Raw genomic sequence first — 18456 nt, 5'->3', positions numbered from 1 at the left:
CCGTGCTCGGGACTTTCACCCGTTAGATTGCGCCCATGCCGGGCGCACATAAAAATCCCCGTCGCATCTCAAGTGATGCGACGGGGATTTTGTCGGTACTGGGTTATACTTTGTATTGGGGCAGCTGATCCAGACCCTTGCGGCCCTGTTTTAAGACCAGCACCATGTAGAGAATGGCCGCCGCGGCGCCAATCAGGTACGAGAGGATATAACTGTTGGGATCGATGCCTAACATGGGGCCCAGCCGGGGTTCCAGGCCCAGACCAATGGGGGCGTGGCAGATATAACTGATCACGATAAAGGTGTAAAACATCCCCGGGAGCAGGGCAATCCAGATTGTCTTTTGCTCGGATTTCAAATAAACAGCCGTCATCGCCAGGGCGAAGATCGCTACAAATTGGTTGGTAAAACCAAAATACTGCCACAGCAGGTTAAAGCCATTGGGGGAGGTCTTGGCAAAAACCAGAATTACAATCGCCGGAATAAAGATCCCCAGGGTGGTCAGCAGTCGATTTTTGATCACGGTCTGATCGATGTTAAAGGCTTCGCCGACCATTAGCCGCAGCGACCGAAAAGCGGTGTCGCCGGAGGTTATCGGCAGCACGATGACCCCGAGGATCGCGAAAAACGCCCCAACTGAACCCAGAAATTCCCGGGAGATCAGGCCTACCATGGCCGTAGCCCCGGTGCTTAAATCGATACCGCGATTAAACAGAATCATCGCCCCGGCAGCCCAGCACATGGCAATAAAGCCTTCCATGATCATCGTGTTGTAAAAGGTCCCGCGGCCCTCTTTTTCGGCGGTAACGGTCCGCGAAATCAGGGTCGACTGACTACCGTGAAAGCCGGATAGGATCCCGCAGGCGACGGTAATAAAGAAAACCGGAAAAAATTGCTGACCCAGGGGATACTGGGGTAAGGTCTCCCATGACAGGTTCTGGAGATTGACGCCGCCATCCATCATGATGCCGGCAAAAACGCCCAGTGCCGAAAGGATCAAGATGACACCGAAAATCGGATAGACCCGGCCAATTATTTTATCGATGGGGAAGAAGGTGGCGATTAAATAATAACCAAAAATAACCGCATAGACGATCCAGATGGTAGTGTTCTGGGCACCGGCATCCTTATTCAGGATATCCCTGGTGATCAGATCGCCGGGGGTGTAAATAAAAACAACCCCCACCAGAAAGAGCAGCAACCACAATACCAGGGTATAAAAACGCTTGATCTGCGGGCCCAGGTACTTGCCCACCATCCGTGGCATCTGGGCCCCGCCGTTGCGGATCGAGATCATCCCGTTGAAGTAATCATGGACCGCCCCGGCCAGAACACAGCCGATCGGGATTGTGATAAAGGCCAGCGGACCGAACAGAATCCCCTGGATGGGTCCCAGTACCGGCCCGGTCCCGGCTATGTTGAGCAATTCGATTAACTGATTTTTCCATTTGGGCATGGCCACAAAATCGACCCCGTCGGCCTGGCTGATGGCCGGCGTCTGGCGCTCATCCGGGGCAAACACCTTTTCGACCAGTTTGCCGTAGAAAAACCCGCCTAAAATTAAAATAAAAAGTCCGATTATAAAGGTAATCATCATGCCTCCTCTGTGGTTGCAGGGCTTTTGTCGTAGAAAAATAGCCTTAAGCTCAACCACGGCTTTATTTTATCATTGCTTAAAACCGCCGTCAATGGCGCTGAGTCGTTGGAGCGGTTTATTATCCGGCGCTGTTTAAAAAAAAGTCAGGTTAAGCAAGTTAGAACAACCGATAATTACCATTGCATCTCGGGGCATTGCAGTGTAAAATTTAAGCGTAGAAAAAGCCGATAACCGATCGGACGCGACTGGATATTCCAATTACCGATAGAATGAGAGGGAGAGCAGAGTGAAACTTATTGACAAACTGAACATCACCGCAAATGATGTCATTACCATCACCGGGGGCGGCGGCAAAACCTCGCTGATGTTTGCGCTCAGTCAGGAACTGGCCGCCCGCAAACTTAACCACGTGATGACGACAACCGCTAAAATCTGCATTGCCGATGTACCGGAACCGCAGTGCCTGATCCGCACAGAGATGTCGGCAGTGATCGCAGCAATTGCAAAAGACCCACAACGGGCATGGCTGATTGGCAAGGAAAGGATCAACGGACAGAAAATATCGGGATTTTCCGAAACCGAGTTGATTGATTTAAAGGCGGCGATTGTGCCCCTGGTCATCATTAATGAAGGGGACGGATCAAAACGCAAACCTTATAAATTCTATCACGACTATGAACCATCGATTCCGTCCATCACCACCAAACTGATTCACGTCATGGGCGCCGAAATCCTATTTCGAAAAATTGACGCGGATACCTTTCATCGCCCGGAAATATATTACAATGAACGAGCTAACACCGAATTAACTAGTCACGGTCAGGCTATTTTTGATGAAACCGTTTTAAGTCAGACCCTAGCCGCGTTTATTGACAACAAGCTAAACACGACCCTGGCAAAAAACGCCACCCGGATTCTGTTTATCAACAAAGCCGATGGCGACAACCTGACAAATGCCCGACTGATGGCAAAAACCGGCGCCCCGCTATTTGACCATTGCCTGCTTGGTTCCCTCAAAGAAGGTTGGGTAGAGCAGGTTAAATAAACATCGAACAATCATTGTTTTGATGTCGGTTTCCGCAAACTATTTCGTAACGTGTAGGCGAACTGTACAAGAAAATGTTGTACGGCCTAGTGTAGAAATTGTTTGGCGCAAACCGGCAGAGAAGCTCACGGCAGTTAATTACAATGAAAGAAGGAGCTTATATGAAAATAAAAAGTACCGCAATTGTTTTATCGGTTCTAGGGATGGTGACGCTGGCCGGCTGTACCGCCGCAACCACAACGACCAGCAGTGACGCCGCCGCAACAAAAGAGGAGACCCTCTTCCAGGCGTCGACGATTAATTCCCTGTTGGCCGGGAATTATGATGGCTTTATGAGTTTTGGCGAATTGAAGCAGCACGGCGATGTCGGGATCGGCACCTTTAACGCCCTGGATGGCGAGCTGGTGATGATTGACAATAAGGTCTACAAGGTTAAAGCCAGCGGCGCCGTGGAGGAAGTCCTGGACACCGACACTACGCCCTTTGCCGCGGTCACCTACTTTAACGAAGATGCGACCAAATCACTGGGCCCAACCACCAGTCTGGAAGCCCTGGAGCAGGAACTGGACAAAATGATGACCGATCCCAATGCCTTTTATGTGTTCCGGATCAACGGCACCTTCAACACCATCAAAGCTCGTTCGGTGCCCAGCCAGGTAAAACCCTATCCGGTGCTTTCTGAAGCCGTCAAAAACCAGTCCATCTTTGACTACGAAAAGACCAGCGGCACCCTGGTCGGCTTATGGTGCCCTGAGGATATCGGCGGCCTGAATGTCAAAGGTTATCACTTCCATTTCATCGCCGATGACCGCAGCAAGGGTGGCCACCTCCTCGATGTCAGCTTCGACAGCGCCACCGCCTTTGTCGATCAAACCGACGGCTTTTTTATGACCCTGTCGCCAACCATCCCAGAAGGAACCGTTACGGATGCCGACTCCGCCATCGATGCCGTCGAAAAATAAGCAGCTTCGAATCTATCCCTAAAAGTCACTCGCAAGAATGTCTTTTAGACTGGCAAAAAAGATAACCTAGTACCGACAATTGTTACATCATGTTGTACGCATCGGAGCGGACACGGCAGAGCCTGCGTAGAGGCAACGAGCCAAGAACAAGCTTGCTTGTAGTTGGCGACTGCCCACGACTAATAAGAAATTTAATTTCTTATTAGTGTCCGATTCCGCGGCGAACAACAGATTAACAATTGGTCGGTACGGTAGTTTATCGACAACATCGGGCACTCGAAAGAGTGTCTTTTTTGTGCTCAAGATTCAGCCTGTCGTAGGGCCGTACAGAGCCGGGTAATGCCGGTGGTGATTCCGGCGAAGGTTAGGTGGGCGTAGCCAAGGAGGATGTCGCTGTTGTAGGGTGCCGGGTTGCCAAAAACGTAGTTGTTGATGGGGTAGACCCGGACCTGTCTGGAGTTGATGCAATTGATCAGCGGGGCGTCAAAAACAACGCCGTTAAAATGGACAACCATGTGCAACCCGGCGGCATGGCCTTTAATTTCAAAGGCATCGGGATAGCAGCGGGATAATTCAGCAATCAGATGCTGGCGTTTTTTAGCATAGATCTTTTTCATCTTCCAAATATGCTTTTCCAGCCCGCCGCTTTCAATGAATTCCGCCAGCGCGTACTGGGTCAGGGCTTCGGTGTGGACATCAGAGTATTTTTTCAGTTCCAGATAAGGGGCAATGAGTTGATCCGGCAAAATCAGATAACCCAATCGAATGGCCGGAGTGAGGATCTTGCTGAAGGTCCCCAGATAGATGACCCGGTCGGGATTCAGCTCATAAAGTGATGAAATCGGCTGGCCTTCAAAGCGGAATTCACTGTCATAGTCATCTTCCAGTAGATAAGTATCATTGGTGATGGCATACTGAATCAGTTTCTGACGGCGTTGGATCGGCAGGATGCCACCCAGCGGGTATTGATGGGAGGGGGTCGTATAAATAAAGGCCGGGGCCGGGTGGGGGGCGAGTAAATCGGTTATCAGACCCTGATCATCCACCGGAATCCCGATTAAATTGAGTTTTGCGCGCTCAATAATCTGGCGCAATCCGGGATGGGTGGGGTCTTCTATCAGGACCGCTTGCTGCTGATCCTGAAATAACGCGGCGATCAGCGCGAGACCCTGGGTCGATCCAGAGACGATCATAATCTGGTCAGGACTACAAGCGAGTCCCCGGGCGCGCCGTAAATAGTCGGCAATCGTCTGGCGCAGGCTCAGCACCCCGGCACTGGGATGATAACGAAAAGCAGCTTCGGAGAGCTGATCAAGGCTGCGTTGACAGGCTTTTTTCCACTCCGACCGCGGAAACTGGGATGCATCAATGACACCGGACTGGAAATCGATGACGGTGGTGGCCGGTGCTTCTGCTGCCGTCGCAGTGGCCCCGCGTTTTTTTACAGCGGTTTCCGGGAGGCTCGAAAAAACAGCAATCCCGCTGGCAACCACCGTACCAGACCCATGATTTCCAATCAGGTAGCCCTCGGCGATCAATTGATTGTAGGCTTCCAGAACGGTACTGCGGGAGATCCCCAGATCAGCCGCCAGCTGTCGGGTTGACGGCAGTTTTTCGGCCGGGGCCAGCTGGCCATCCAAAATCAGATCCTTGATCTGCTCATAAAGTTGTCGCATCAAGGGACGGTCACTCATTTTATCGATATTAATCCACATTGCGTTCCTCCTAAAGTGGTTTGCTGAAAAAACCATTTAAGTGGTTCTTTACAAACCACATCAATCAGGTAAGATTTTATCATAACGATAGCGAGGAGAAAAGATGATTATCATGGGAGAAAAATTAAGTGCCTATCTGGATTTGACCGTGGCGATGGCAATTGCCGGCAGTGCGGTGGTGGTCAGTAAGATGATGGTAGCCACGGTGCCGGTATTTTTGGCCACCGAATTGGGGATTGCCATTGGGCTGGTCTTGTTGCTGCTGGTCACCTTTGTGATCAAAAAAGAACACCACCGCCTGGATAAAAAAACCGTGGCGGTGCTGCTGGGTCAGGCCCTGGCCGGGATTGTGCTCTACCGGGTCTTTATTTTCTGGGGCCTGCAACTGACCTCAGCCGCCAACAGCGGTTTGATTTCCAGCTCGGGGCCGGCCATCGTGGTGATTCTGGCGTTCTTGATCTTAAAAGAGAAGATCTCAAAAAACAACGCCATCGGTCTGGCGTTTGTCATCGTCGGATTACTCTGCATCAATCTCTACACCTATTTTGCGGAAGGGACCCTTAACAGCTCGGTGCTGGGAAATTTTCTAATTCTGATTGCCGTTACTGGTGAGGGCTTATTTTCGGTGCTCAGTAAAATAAAGTGTGTCCCGATGTCCCCGGTGTACAGGACAACGCTAGTGGCCGGTCTGGCTTTTATCTGTTTATTACCCCTTGCCATATATGATGCCTGGGGCTATCCGTTTGCGGAAATGTCGCTGCAGACCATTTTGTGTATTGGTTATTATGGGATCTTTGTCTCATTTATTTCTTATGTTCTGTGGTTTCGGGGGATTGCCAAGGTCGCGGCCAGCAACGCGGCGATCTTCATTAGTGTAGTGCCGGTCAGCAGCATTATCCTGGCCGCGATCCTGCTCAATGAAAAAATCCAGCTCAGTCATTTACTGGGGATGAGCCTGATTATCTGCGGCATTCTCATCGCCACCCAAAAGCCGCCGGCGCACCCCGACGAAATGGTAGGCACGGAGCTTAAAACCATCACGGCTGATACGATCGAAAGCGACTGATCCCGGCCGAGCCCAGACTGCCCTGCGACTAGTGGCGTTTACCCGAATAACGGCTTAGTTCAACCGCAATCACCGCGGTCTGCTCGAGGATATGCTGATCAAAGCTGAAATCGTTCCGGCCGGTCTGCTGCTTCATAATTGCCTGTAAGGCCTGTGCTTTAGCTGCGGCATCGGTAACAAACACCGCCTGACCGGTGCCGATAAAACTTTCAAAATAGCAACTGTAATCACAGCCCGTTTCGCCGCTGAGCAGCTCCTTCATCTGATCCATCTCAATACAGACCTGATTGTTTTGTTTCAGGATATCCATTTTGCGGCCTTCTTTGGCACAGTGCAGAAAGATGGTAATAACTGAATCATCGCGGTGATAGCCAAAATTCAGGGGCACCACATAGGGATGGCCGTTGTCCACCATGGCCAGCCGGCACACCTTACAGCCGTTAATAATTTCAATAAGCTCCATTAATTCTGTTACTTCCCGATTTGCTCGTCGCATTTGCAGCCTCCGTTTGTTTTCTTCATTTATTCATTAAATTTTAACTTATCGTACCGATTTTCAGATCAGGAGTCAAGCCGCTTTTTTCAGAATAGCATCATGACCATTCTTGTGTTTATCGCGAAAGAAGCTTATAATGAAGAAAAAAATGCAGTTAGCAGTTCGTAAACTTAGAAACTTCGAACAACGGTTGCTTTGATGGCGGTTTCCGCAAACTATTGTGTAACGTGTAGGCGAACTGTTCGTAGAACTGTACGCCGTACAGTGTAACAATTGTTTCGCGCAAACCGGCAGCGAAGCTCACGGCAGTAAGGTAATTGCCGGGTATTAAAAGGGGAGACAAAGCCATGGCGAATCACAATAATTCCAGCACGGTAAAAGCACTAAAAACAATCCTGTGGGTGTATATCATCCTATGCCTGATCATTGCCGGGCTCAATTTTGGCTATGTCAGCCGGGCCACCCCGGAAGTGGCGGCCTTTATCAGCTGGCTGTGGGGATTTTATGAAAACTGGGTCAAGACCAGTTTTATTGTTCTGGGCAGCTTTCTGACCCTGCGGATTATCGGCTCATCCCGACGGACCGTGATGCGCAAGCGCAATCTGACCGGTTTGATCGTGATGGCTCTGGTCGTCCATATCTTCGGGCCGATACTTTTGGATAATCAGGAACTCTACTTTTTTGCGATGCCGCTGCCCTGGACCACCATCCCCTTGCAACTGATGGACCCCAACACCGCCTTTTATCTCAAATATCTGCCGATCTTTGGCCTTACCGGCATCTCGATGGCGCTGCTCTTTTATCTGTTTGTCACCATCGTCGTCCTGGTCGGAACCCTGCTGCTGGGCCGGCGCTGGCAATGCTCGACACTGTGCCTGTTTAATGGTTTTGCCAGCGAGGTTTTTGATCCGGTGATGCCTTTACTGGGTTCCCGGAAAAAGGTCAAGGCCCGCGGTTTAAAACTTTTTGCCATCCTGCGTTGGCTGTTTCTGGCAATCGCCCTGGGTTTTACCGCCTACTGGGTGTTAGTCCTGCTGGGCCTGCCGCTGGACAACAGCGAGATAGTGGCAAAAATCGAAACCTATAAATACCTCTCGGCCGAGCTGCTGATGGCGATGTTTTTCTGGGTCGCCTTTAGCGGCCGCGGCTACTGTTACTATTGTCCCCTGGGCACAGTGGTGGGTCTGCTCGGCAAGCTGGTTGGTCAGCAAATAACAACCAATCAGAGCCACTGTATTCAATGCGGCCGCTGCAATGCCGCCTGTCCGATGGCCATCGATTTAAAAACCAGTGCCGCCAGCGGCCGCCCAGTCGCCGAGCTGCGCTGCGTCGGCTGCGGTCACTGTGTCGACAGCTGTCCCACCGAAACCCTGGCATATTCAACCCGGTTTCTCGAGCTCGTAAAAAAAATAACAGATAACCTCAGCAGGCCGTCGGATTAAATCCATAGGCCTGCTTTTTTATGCTTTTTATGCTGCTTGTTATTAAAATACAAGTAAGTTGTTCATAATGGGGTATGAAAAAAGAAACAACGACGGAAAAAAGAGTAGCAGCAGTTAATTAAAATTTGAGTAGGAGGCAAGAATATGGCAGAAATTTATGTTGATGTGAGAGGCGAGACCTGTCCGGTTCCTTTGGTAGAAATGCGTAAAGCCGTCAGAAAGGCGCAACCGGGGGATGTCATCGAGATTACCGGGAACAATGCTGCCTCGAAAAAGGAAATCCCGATGGCCGCCGATGCGTTGTCGCTGGCAGTCATCAGCACCGAAGAACAGGACGGCACTTGGACCATAAAAATACAAAAGTAAAGGAGGCTTTGTCATGGCGGACAAAACAACAATTATTGTTCAGAGTGGTGATATGGATAAACTGTACAGTGCTCTGATCGTGTCCAATGGCTCGCTGGCAATGGGGATGGAGGTGTCCCTGTATTTCACCTTCTGGGGATTGCTACGGCTGAAAAAAGGCGGCTTGGAAAAAGGTCCTTTATCGAAAATGCATTTTCTGGGCTTAGGCAAAAAGATGATGCTGGGACGGATGAAGAAAAATAATGTCGCCTCCCTGGAACGGCTGATGGCTGATTTCAAGGAACTGGGCGGCAAAATCATCGCCTGTGAAATGACCATGGACATCATGGGTTTAAAACGCGAAGATCTGATCGAAGATATCATTGACGACTATGGAGCCGTCGGAACCTATATCCAGGAAGCCCGACATTCTGCCATTACCTTGTTTATCTAAGGGGGAAACTCATGGAAAAAGTGTATTATTTGGATAACGCCGCCGCCACCCGGCTGGATGAGCAGGTGCTGGAAGTGATGACACCGCTTTATTTTGACCGGTACTCGGTGGCGACCTCAGAATTTGGTTATTCTCTGGGCGTTGAAGCGAAAGAAGCCCTGGACGATGCCAGAACCCGACTGGCTCAGGCCCTGGGCGCCCACAGCCAGGAGTTTATTTTTACCTCGGGCAGTGCTGAGTCCAGCAATTTGGCCTTAAAAGGGGTTGCCAAGGCTTTGGGGGCGAAAAAAGGCAAACACCTGATCGTTTCCAAAATTGAAGACTTCCCGGTACTGTACAGCGCCAGAACCCTGGAAAAAGAAGGCTTTACCGTCGACTATCTGGATGTCGATGGCGATGGTCTGGTGGATCTGGAAAAACTCCAGGCGCTGATCAGACCGGAAACCATTCTGGTCTCGATTCAGCATGGTAATCAGGAAATCGGTACCCTTCAGGATATCGCCACCATCGGCAAAATCTGCCATCAACAGGGGGTACTCTTTCACACCGATGCCACCCACACCTTTATGCGGGTGCCCCTGGATGTGACCGCCGTTGCCGTTGATCTGATCACCGTATCGGCTCATACCCTGCATGGTCCCAAGGGGATCGGCGGACTCTATGTAAAAAAAGGCACCGCCCTGGCTAAAATAATGGATGGCGGTTTTCAGGAGTTTGATCTTCGCGGTGGGATGGATAACATTCCCGGAGCGGTCGGCTTCGCCAAAGCGGCGGAACTGGTGACGGCGGATGAAAACATCCGACTGGCAGCAATGCGGGATAAAATTATCACCATGGTGAGTGATCAGATCCCCGATGTCATCCTAAACGGTCATCCCCGGCAGCGGACGCCCCAGAACGCCAATATCACCTTCCATTACGTGGAGGGGGAATCGATCACCCTGCATCTGGACATGTATGGCATCGCCGTCAGCACCGGTTCGGCCTGTTTCAGCCGCTCCCTGGAAGCCAGTCATGTGATTGCCGCCATCGGTGGTGATCATGAGCGGGCCCATGGCTCGATCCGGATGACGGTGGGACGCTTCAATACCATGGAAGAGGTCATTTTTGTGGTCGATACGCTGAAAAAGGTGGTTGAGAACCTGCGAAAAATCAGCCCCCTGGGAAAGGAATAGGAGGAAATAACAATGGCAAGTCCTTATAATGATCTGGTTCTGGAACATTTTAAGAACCCCCGCAATACCGGGCGGATTGAAGATCCGGATGGCAAAGCAACCGAAGGCAGTCCGGCCTGCGGCGATATGGTGTCGCTCTATTTAAAGGTCGATCCCGATACCAAGGTGATCGATGATATCAAATTTGAATCTTACGGCTGTGCCTCAAACATCGCCACCGGTTCGATTATTACCGAACTGGCCAAAGGCAAAACCATTGACGAAGCCAAAAAAATCACCTGGCAGGAAGCCTCGGAAGCCCTCGGCGGGCTGCCCAAAATCAAGGCTCATTGCTCGGTGCTGGCAGTGGAGGTATTGCGCTCGGCAATCCAGAATTATGAAGAAAAGCACGGCCTGGTAACCGAAAAGGTCGCCACCACCGAAGAAATTGTCAGAAAACGCTTAAAGAAGGTCATGAATCCGATCAAAGGCCTGGATATGGTGGCAACCCATCTGGTTAAGGAAATTGATATCACCGGCGGTGTGGTCCGGATCGTCATCGATCTGCCGGCAACCCATCAGTTTGCCAACGCCATCAAAGAAGATGCGGTGGAAAAAATCGAATCACTCTGGGATATCGATCAGGTCATCGTCGAGTTTACCGACTGATAAAAAAAGTAACTTAGGCAAGATTAAAAGCTAGCCCAGTACCGACAATTGTTACATCATGTTGTACGCATCGGGGCGGACAGGTTGATAAACCTGTCCGATTCCGCAGCGAACAACAGATTAACAATTGGTCGGTACGACAGTTTAGTGATAACCAAAAAAAGAGCAACCCTGTTAAAGAGTTGCTCTTTTGCCGCTAACGGGCAGTTTTTGAAACGGCAATAATGCTTAAGGTCAGAGCTGCGGCACCCATTACCAGGGCAACCATACTGGATACAAAAGCGGCTACTTTCATTGAACTACCTCCTTATCTGATGTTTTCAGTTTGCTTTAATCCTCGTCATAAAAACCACTCATGGAATAATCTTCAAGCGCTTCCAATAAAAAGACCAGACTCCCGGTCATGCTTTCGGCGGTGGTTACGACAATTTCTTTTTCTTCTTCAGTCAGCTCCATGAATTCTTCTTCAAGATCACATAGGCGCTTAATTAGAAATAATAATTCTGTTTTCATAGTTCTCCTGTCCACTGTCTGTTCTAATTATAATACTATCGACTTAGCAAAGAAATTGCAAGAAAAATTGTGTTTAAATGGTTTGATCGATTCTTTTCAGCGGACCCGGGGCCCGGGTGGCGACGATTTTCTGCCATAATTATGGTAAAACTGCTATAATGGTGTTATCGCAGACAAAGGAGAGTACGCAATGAGTAAAACAAAATGGCCGGGATCGGTATTGCTGGCGCCGGTGCCCCCGGTACTGGTAACCTGTGGCGAGGCCGCGTCAGAAAATATCTTAACAGTGGGATGGACCGGGGTTCTTAATACCAAACCGCCGATGACCTATATTTCGCTGCGGCCCAGCCGTCTATCCTACGAAATCATCGCCAACACCCGGGAGTTCACCATCAATCTGTCCACCGTGGCCCTGGTCAAAACCGTTGATTTCTGTGGGGTGCGCTCCGGCCGGGACATGAATAAATTTGAACTGATGGGTTTAACCACAATCCCCGGCGATACAGTAAAATGCCCGATGCTGGCCGCCAGCCCCTTAAGTATGGAATGCCGGGTCAAAGAAATCATCCCGCTGGGCACCCACGATCTGTTTATAGCCGAGATTCTGGCAGTCCATGTGGAGGACGCCCTGCTTGATAAAGGCGGCAAACTCCATCTGGATCAGGCTGATCTACTGGCCTACGTCCACGGCGAATACTTTGGCCTCGGCGAAAAAGTCGGCAGCTTCGGCTATTCGGTCCGCAAAAAGAAAAAGAAGAAACGACCCGCGCAGCAAGAATAAATCTGCTTTATAGCGTGGTAATCCAGCCTTCCGGACCGGCCAGTTCGCCCAGTTGGATGGCGGTGAGGGTTTCGTAGAGTTTTTTTGTGACTGGGCCTACCGCGGTTTCGCTGTAGAAAACGTGCAGCCGGTTGTGATGGAAAATACCGCCGATCGGGGTGATCACGGCGGCGGTGCCGCAGGCGCCGGCTTCGGCAAAGATATCCAGTTCGTCGATGAAAACATCCTCTTCGGATACGGCCATCCCCAGGACATGCTCGGCCAGATAGAGCAGCGAGTATTTGGTGATGCTGGGTAAGATCGAGGGGGAGTCGGGGGTGACAAAGCGGTTGTCTCTGGTGATGCCAAAGAAATTGGCGGCGCCGACCTCTTCGATTTTGGTGTGCGTCGTGGGATCCAGATAAATGCAATCCGCAAAGCCTTTCTGGACCGCAATTTCATGCGCCAGCATTGAGGCCGCATAGTTGCCGCCAACCTTCTGCTGGCCGGTGCCGTTACCGGCCGCCCGGTCATAGTCAGAGACCATAAAATTAACCGGTGTCAGGCCGCCCTTGAAATAAGCCCCCACCGGCATACAAAAAACGGTGAAGATATATTCGCTGGCCGGTTTGACGGCGACACTGTTGCCGACCCCAATCATCATCGGGCGGATATACAGCGAGCCGCCGGTACCATAGGGTGGAATATAGGCTTCGTTAGCTTTAACCACGTCGAGACAGGCTTTGATAAAGGTCGCCTCGGGAACAACCGGCATTAACAACCGCTGGCAGGAATCCTGAAAGCGCTTGGCATTCTGGTCCACCCGAAACAACTGAATCTCGCCGGATTTGGTCCGGTAGGCCTTCAGACCTTCAAAGCACTGCTGCCCATAGTGCAGACAGGGAGCCGCTTCGCCCAGATGCAAAACATTATCTTCAGTCATAACCCCATCATCCCACTGTCCGTCTTTCCAGAACGACAGATAGCGATAATCCGTTTTGATATAATCAAATCCCAATTGATCCCAATTAATTTCTACTTTTTTAGTCATTTTTAGCTCCTTTAAAATAGTAAATACCAAAGTGCCGTGAGCTTTGTGCTCAGTTTTGCACGAAACAATTTCTACACTGTACGTCGTACAGTTCTATGAACTGTTCGCCTACACGTTACAAAATTGTTTGTGAAAACTAAGCGCAAAGCAATCCTTGTTCGATGCTTAAGAGTTTCACAATTATCTGATTCCAGTTCTAGACAAATGACATTACCAGGCCCATGATGCAGCCCAATAGTCCGCCTAGCCAGACAATTGCGTTGAGTTCTTTGCGCATGATTTCCAAAATCATTTTTTCAAAAGTTAGGACATCGTAGCCGTTAATCTGATCTTCAACCAGTTTTGACAAGTCCAGGGCGTGAATTAAAACGCCGATGTTTTTGTCGATCAGTTGATGATAGGTCGTTATGACCCAGGCGACAAATTCCGGAATCCGGTCTTCGTATTCGAGATAAAGATCACAAAGCCGTTTATCGAGCAGATTCGTGCTTTCTTTTTCAAAGATGTTATCGAGAATATCCTCGCCTTTTTCAACCACCATCCGTTCGATGATTTCAGACATTTTAACCTTGGCGGAACTGATCAGGTTTTCATTGATCAGCATCGCAAACATTGAACCCTGCAGATTACTGACAATTTCGGTGACGGCGATTTCCGATAAGAGCGGCCCCAGTTCCATTTTGACCATCCGCTCATATGAAAAACCGACCACTTTGGTCGTCACATCAGTGATGATCTGCTCACCCCGTTCGGCGCCGGAAAACGAGTAGAACAGCTCCCGCAGGGTTTCATCACTGGTGCTTTTTTTAGCGATCAGGCCATTGACGGCGACGGTGATCTTATCGTCCATTTCTGGGGACAGCAGACCATTCTTGATGACGTCCTGATTGAGCAGATTGTTGGCGACCACGTCGCCCAGTGATTTGGCGATGCGTGGTTTTTCTTTGGGAATTAAGCCCGGGGTAAAGGGGAGCGTCAATCCCCATACTTTGATGGCTTTTAAGGGGCGAAAAAGCATCCGAATCGCGATGCCGTTGGTGATCAGTCCGATAATGCCTCCGATGATCGGTCCAATAAAAAATGATAAATCCATGGTTTCCTCCTGTTGTAACTTCTGGTTAGTAGCTTTCGGTATATTTTAATCTTTTTAAAACAAGCTGTCCAGTATAATGATAAAAACCAGTAAGACGATTAGCAATTACTGGTAATTATTATTGTGTTTACTTTAGCTAGCTGATACAATAAAGCAAGAAAATTTTTGGAAACAGAGGGAAATGATGAAAAATGAGAATTTGAAACGGTGGATCTACCTGAGTGTCGGAACCATCATGCTGTTGTTTCTGGGATTATTGTATGCCTGGTCAATTTTTAGGGCCCCGCTGAACAAGGTCTTTGAAACCTGGACCGTAACGGACTTATCACTTAATTTTACAATCTCAATTATCTTTTTTTGTATTGGCGGTTTTGTCAGCGGCCAATTAACCCGCTTTATTAAAAACCAGACCATTGTTCTGATGGCGGCAGCGATGCTGTTTATCGGCTTTTTCGGGGTCTCGAAAATTGATCCGAGCCAACCGGGACAAAGTTTAATCCTGCTGTATCTGTTTTATGGGGTGCTCTGCGGCACCGGCGTCGGGATGGGCTACAATTCCATTATCAGTGCGGTGGTGCCATGGTTTTCCGAAAAAGCCGGTTTGGCATCAGGGATTTTACTGATGGGCTTTGGTCTGGGGGGACTGATTCTCGGTACCATGATCAGCTCTTTTATTGGCAGCGTCGGAGTATTGGAAACCTTCTTCTATCTGGCCATCATGGGCGCAGTAGTGATGGCGTTAGGTTCCTTCTTTATTAAGAAACCGGAAATGGCACCTAAAAAAGCAGTGGCTGTTGCCGATGAAACCAGTCAGAAAAAAGAATACTCGGCCGGGGAAATGTTAAAAACCGGCGTGTTCTGGACCTATTTCTTCTGGGGAATTATGATTACCGCATCAGGACTGCTGATTATCGGCAGCGCGGCAACCATTGCCGTGGCCTTTGGCGCGCCAGCCCAATTGGGGCTGCTGGTTTCGGTATTTAATGGCGGCGGCCGGGTGGTCATTGGCACCGTGTTTGACAAAATGGGTCGCGCCAAAGCAATGGGAATCAACACCATTCTGTTATTACTGGCTGGCGTTTTCTTGTTAATGGGAGCAACCATGAATAATGTTATCTTCATCTTCATCGGCCTGTTAGCGGTTGGGGTTACCTATGGTGGGGTACCAGCCTTATCCTCGGTGGTTATCAATTCCAGCTTTGGTTCTAAGAATTATCCGCTGAATTTCAGTTTGTCCAATTTCTTACTGGTACCGGCGGCCATCATCGGACCAATGATTTCCAGTTATCTACTGCAAAGCTCCGGCGGCAGTTACGGCTCAACCTTTATTGTCATCATTGTTTTTGCGGCCATCGCTTTGGTACTGAATCACATCTTAGGGATTCAAAGTAATAAATTAAACCAGTCGTCAATTGTTGCTGCGGTCGAAAATTAATCCGCTACAATAAAAATATTAGTAGGCATTTATGAAATTAAAAACAGCTAACAATGGTTGCTTTGAGTACAGTTTCCACAAACGATTTCGTAACGTATAGGCGAACAGGCGATAGCCTGTACGACGTACAGTGTAGAAATTGTTTCGTGCGAAACTGGGCTCAAAGCTCACGGCACTATAAAAATAATTGCTCAATTAAAACCCGAATTAAGACTATTATGCTATAATCAATCAGCAGAATGAACTGATAAATTATGAGTAAATTTGGAGGGTTATTATGGAACTGCAGGATAAAATTTTAGCGTTAATGAAACAGCAGGGAGCACCGATGACTGCCGGCGAAGTCGAAAAAGCCTTGAAGGTTGATCGCAAAGAAGTGGACAAAGCCTTTAAGCAGCTAAAAAAAGAAGAAGCCATTGTGTCCCCGGTGCGTTGCAAATGGGAACCAGCCAAAAAATAACCAAAAAGAAAAGGTGACATTTCTTATGATTGTCAAAAGATAACCCAGTACCGACAATTGTTACATCATGTTGTACGCATCGGAGCGAACGGGTTGATAAACCTGTTCGATTCCGCAGCGAACAACAGATTAACAATTGGTCGGTACGGTAGTTTAACGACAGCCTCAAGAAAGGGAAACCTTTCTTTTTTTTCGAGCTAAACTGGCTTTTCTGGGATTTATTCGCTATACTGGTAGCAGCATAAATGTTTGCGTGGGGAGCGACTCCCCGATTAAGAGATGAAGGATAAAAAAGATGGAACATTTTATAGAATTTAAAGACGTACATAAGCGTTACCATATGGGGGAAGTGACCATTAATGCCGCCAATGGGATCAATTTTTTTATTGATGAAGGCGAATTTGCGGTGGTGGTTGGGCCCAGTGGGGCTGGAAAAACAACGGTGCTCAATATTCTCGGCGGGATGGATAACTGCGATGAGGGCCAGGTGATGGTTGGGGAAAAAGATGTGGCCGCTCTGAGTCGTCGCGAACTGGCGGAATATCGGCGTTATGACACCGGTTTTGTGTTTCAGTTTTATAATCTGATCCAAAACCTGACCGCTGTTGAAAATGTCGAGTTGGCAACCCAAATCTGTCGTGATCCGATGGATGCTGAAATGGTCTTAAAAAGTGTTGGCCTGGAAGAACGGCTGGGAAACTTTCCCTCCCAGCTGTCCGGCGGCGAGCAGCAGCGGGTGGCCATTGCCAGAGCCCTGGCCAAACGGCCGAAACTGCTGCTGTGTGACGAACCCACCGGCGCCCTGGATTACAATACCGGCAAAAATATTTTAAAATTGCTTCAGGAAACCAGTCGTAAAGAAAAGATGACCGTGATTTTAATCACCCATAATCAGGCCATTACACCGATGGCCGATAAGGTCATTATCATGAAAAATGGTCAGGTTCAGAAAAGTTATCTCAATGAAAAGCCCTTATCAGTTGATGAGATTGAGTGGTAGCCGGATCAGAACACTCTGCGGAACCCTGGCCCGTGATCGCTTTGCCCTGGTTAAACCCCTGGGACAAGGCCGTTTTGGTAGCTGCTTTCTGGTCTCCAGGGAGACCAGCGACTATGTTTTAAAAGTTTTTAATCCCAATGATGTCAAACGCCGCAAAGAAAAACTGACCCGGGAAAGCAAATTGCTGAAAAGAATCGACCATCCGGCCATCCCCAAACTGATCCAGGTCCTTGATCGGGATGGTTTCTATGGACTGGTGATGGAAAAAATGCCGGGGCCGTCGCTGGCCGATTTATTGGAATGGGATCATAGCTTCAGTAAAACCGAAATCACAGCCATCATGGCACAATTAATTGCGGTGATGGAGTATCTCGCAGGGCTTAACATCAGTCATCGCGACATCAAAACTGACAATATCTTATGGACCGGTGAGCAGCTGTCGCTGATTGATTTTGGGACTGCCAGCGGGGTATCACGGTTTAACAGCCGCTTTAATCCCGACTGCTGGAGCCTTGGCGATGTGTTTCTGCGACTGGCCGCCAATTGTGATGAAATGACCGCCAGCTCAAATGATTTTTCACTGGCCCAGCTCGATTTAAAACCGGTTCAGCGGGAAGTCATCGAACGTCTGTTATCCATTAAAAGGCCCTATCGGGATTTTCACACCTTAACCGAAGAGTTTAATCATGCCTGGCTAAAAAATACGGATTGATGCTCACGTCACTTAAAAGATCATCATCATTGAAAGGGGAGGGCTTTACGCTGTGAATGAATTAACCTACTATCTGCCCATTATTCTAATTGTCACCGCCAATGTGTTTTATAATATCTGTACCAAGTCGACCCCGGCAACGGCCAATCCTTTTTTATCGCTGCTGGTCACTTATCTGGTGGCGGCGCTATTGACGCTGATTCTGATGCTGACCAATGGTCTGGACGAAGGCATCGTGCAATCATTGAAGCGGCTCAATTGGACCAGCTACGCCCTGGGGATTTCCGTTGTCGCCCTGGAATTTGGTTACATAACGGCCTACCGGGCCGGCTGGAACATCAGTCTGGGTTCGCTGGTAGCCAATATCTCATTGGCCATCCTGCTGATCCCGATTGGCATTCTAGTCTATAAAGAGGTTCTGACCATCAATCATCTGGCCGGCATTGCGCTTTGTCTGGCCGGTTTGTTTTTTATTAATCGTTAAAGA

Annotated in this window: 20 protein-coding genes; 14 read left to right on the top strand and 6 right to left on the bottom strand. The window is 49.1% G+C overall.

Annotated features, from left to right (window positions below; translation table 11 throughout):
- Positions 1-103: 103 nt before the first annotated feature.
- A complete protein-coding gene (locus ABGU93_RS00825) occupies positions 104-1594 on the bottom strand; it encodes a carbon starvation CstA family protein (RefSeq protein ID WP_347411606.1) in 1491 nt (496 codons plus the stop codon).
- A gap of 289 nt (positions 1595-1883) precedes the next feature.
- Here ABGU93_RS00825 and yqeC point away from each other — a divergent pair, with 289 nt between their 5' ends.
- Positions 1884-2642 carry a selenium cofactor biosynthesis protein YqeC gene (gene yqeC, locus ABGU93_RS00820; protein ID WP_347411605.1) on the top strand — a complete coding sequence of 253 codons (759 nt, stop codon included), beginning with the start codon at positions 1884-1886 and terminating at the stop codon, positions 2640-2642.
- Between the two features lie 161 nt (positions 2643-2803).
- Positions 2804-3604 carry an acetolactate decarboxylase gene (gene budA / locus ABGU93_RS00815; protein ID WP_347411604.1) on the top strand — a complete coding sequence of 267 codons (801 nt, stop codon included), beginning with the start codon at positions 2804-2806 and terminating at the stop codon, positions 3602-3604.
- Positions 3605-3903: 299 nt separating this feature from the next.
- Here the strand turns inward: budA and ABGU93_RS00810 are convergent, their stop codons facing one another.
- The gene (locus tag ABGU93_RS00810; RefSeq protein ID WP_347411603.1) at positions 3904-5319 is read right to left on the bottom strand and encodes a PLP-dependent aminotransferase family protein; all 1416 of its coding nucleotides are present in this window, start codon (positions 5317-5319) and stop codon (positions 3904-3906) included.
- A gap of 103 nt (positions 5320-5422) precedes the next feature.
- Here ABGU93_RS00810 and ABGU93_RS00805 point away from each other — a divergent pair, with 103 nt between their 5' ends.
- Complete coding sequence (locus tag ABGU93_RS00805; RefSeq protein ID WP_347411602.1) at positions 5423-6385, top strand: DMT family transporter; 963 nt, start codon at positions 5423-5425, stop codon at positions 6383-6385.
- Between the two features lie 28 nt (positions 6386-6413).
- Here the strand turns inward: ABGU93_RS00805 and ABGU93_RS00800 are convergent, their stop codons facing one another.
- The gene (locus ABGU93_RS00800; protein WP_347411601.1) at positions 6414-6881 is read right to left on the bottom strand and encodes a pyridoxamine 5'-phosphate oxidase family protein; all 468 of its coding nucleotides are present in this window, start codon (positions 6879-6881) and stop codon (positions 6414-6416) included.
- A 347-nt stretch (positions 6882-7228) separates the two neighbouring features.
- Here ABGU93_RS00800 and ABGU93_RS00795 point away from each other — a divergent pair, with 347 nt between their 5' ends.
- The 5 genes from ABGU93_RS00795 (at position 7229) to ABGU93_RS00775 (ending at position 10945) form a co-directional block, all read left to right on the top strand.
- Positions 7229-8323 (top strand): 4Fe-4S binding protein, encoded by a 1095-nt coding sequence (locus tag ABGU93_RS00795; protein WP_347411600.1) that lies wholly within the window; start codon positions 7229-7231, stop codon positions 8321-8323.
- Between the two features lie 144 nt (positions 8324-8467).
- Positions 8468-8689, top strand: coding sequence for a sulfurtransferase TusA family protein (locus tag ABGU93_RS00790; RefSeq protein WP_347411599.1), 222 nt, complete (start codon positions 8468-8470; stop codon positions 8687-8689).
- A 13-nt stretch (positions 8690-8702) separates the two neighbouring features.
- On the top strand, positions 8703-9122 hold the full coding sequence (locus ABGU93_RS00785; RefSeq protein WP_347411598.1) for a DsrE/DsrF/DrsH-like family protein: 420 nt from the start codon (positions 8703-8705) through the stop codon (positions 9120-9122).
- A gap of 11 nt (positions 9123-9133) precedes the next feature.
- Positions 9134-10297 (top strand): cysteine desulfurase family protein, encoded by a 1164-nt coding sequence (locus tag ABGU93_RS00780; protein ID WP_347411597.1) that lies wholly within the window; start codon positions 9134-9136, stop codon positions 10295-10297.
- A gap of 12 nt (positions 10298-10309) precedes the next feature.
- Positions 10310-10945: an iron-sulfur cluster assembly scaffold protein gene (locus ABGU93_RS00775; protein WP_347411596.1), complete on the top strand. Its 636-nt coding sequence runs from the start codon at positions 10310-10312 to the stop codon at positions 10943-10945.
- A gap of 330 nt (positions 10946-11275) precedes the next feature.
- Here ABGU93_RS00775 and ABGU93_RS00770 read toward each other — a convergent pair whose 3' ends face one another.
- Positions 11276-11458: a hypothetical protein gene (locus ABGU93_RS00770; protein ID WP_026393241.1), complete on the bottom strand. Its 183-nt coding sequence runs from the start codon at positions 11456-11458 to the stop codon at positions 11276-11278.
- A 190-nt stretch (positions 11459-11648) separates the two neighbouring features.
- Between ABGU93_RS00770 and ABGU93_RS00765 the strand changes: the two genes are divergently transcribed.
- The gene (locus tag ABGU93_RS00765) at positions 11649-12239 is read left to right on the top strand and encodes a flavin reductase family protein (RefSeq protein ID WP_347411595.1); all 591 of its coding nucleotides are present in this window, start codon (positions 11649-11651) and stop codon (positions 12237-12239) included.
- Positions 12240-12246: 7 nt separating this feature from the next.
- On the opposite strand, the gene ABGU93_RS00760 is transcribed toward ABGU93_RS00765, so the two are convergent.
- Together ABGU93_RS00760 and ABGU93_RS00755 are read right to left on the bottom strand one after the other, a co-directional pair.
- Complete coding sequence (locus tag ABGU93_RS00760) at positions 12247-13269, bottom strand: branched-chain amino acid aminotransferase (protein WP_347411594.1); 1023 nt, start codon at positions 13267-13269, stop codon at positions 12247-12249.
- 196 nt (positions 13270-13465) lie between these two features.
- Entirely contained in the window at positions 13466-14362 is an 897-nt protein-coding gene (locus ABGU93_RS00755; protein WP_347411593.1) for a DUF445 family protein, read from the bottom strand.
- Between the two features lie 184 nt (positions 14363-14546).
- Here ABGU93_RS00755 and ABGU93_RS00750 point away from each other — a divergent pair, with 184 nt between their 5' ends.
- The 5 genes from ABGU93_RS00750 (at position 14547) to ABGU93_RS00730 (ending at position 18453) form a co-directional block, all read left to right on the top strand.
- Positions 14547-15797, top strand: coding sequence for an MFS transporter (locus ABGU93_RS00750; RefSeq protein ID WP_347411592.1), 1251 nt, complete (start codon positions 14547-14549; stop codon positions 15795-15797).
- Between the two features lie 277 nt (positions 15798-16074).
- Complete coding sequence (locus ABGU93_RS00745) at positions 16075-16257, top strand: transcriptional regulator (RefSeq protein ID WP_347411591.1); 183 nt, start codon at positions 16075-16077, stop codon at positions 16255-16257.
- Between the two features lie 295 nt (positions 16258-16552).
- Positions 16553-17257 (top strand): ABC transporter ATP-binding protein, encoded by a 705-nt coding sequence (locus ABGU93_RS00740; protein WP_347411590.1) that lies wholly within the window; start codon positions 16553-16555, stop codon positions 17255-17257.
- Positions 17220-17969 carry a protein kinase family protein gene (locus tag ABGU93_RS00735; protein ID WP_347411589.1) on the top strand — a complete coding sequence of 250 codons (750 nt, stop codon included), beginning with the start codon at positions 17220-17222 and terminating at the stop codon, positions 17967-17969. The genes ABGU93_RS00740 and ABGU93_RS00735 overlap by 38 nt, the downstream gene beginning before the upstream one ends.
- A 52-nt stretch (positions 17970-18021) precedes the next feature.
- Entirely contained in the window at positions 18022-18453 is a 432-nt protein-coding gene (locus tag ABGU93_RS00730) for a hypothetical protein (protein ID WP_347411588.1), read from the top strand.
- Positions 18454-18456 lie beyond the last annotated feature (3 nt).

Source organism: Acetobacterium sp., assembly GCF_039830195.1.
In the GTDB taxonomy this organism is placed as follows: domain Bacteria; phylum Bacillota; class Clostridia; order Eubacteriales; family Eubacteriaceae; genus Acetobacterium.
This window is presented reverse-complemented; position numbering and strand designations above follow the sequence as displayed.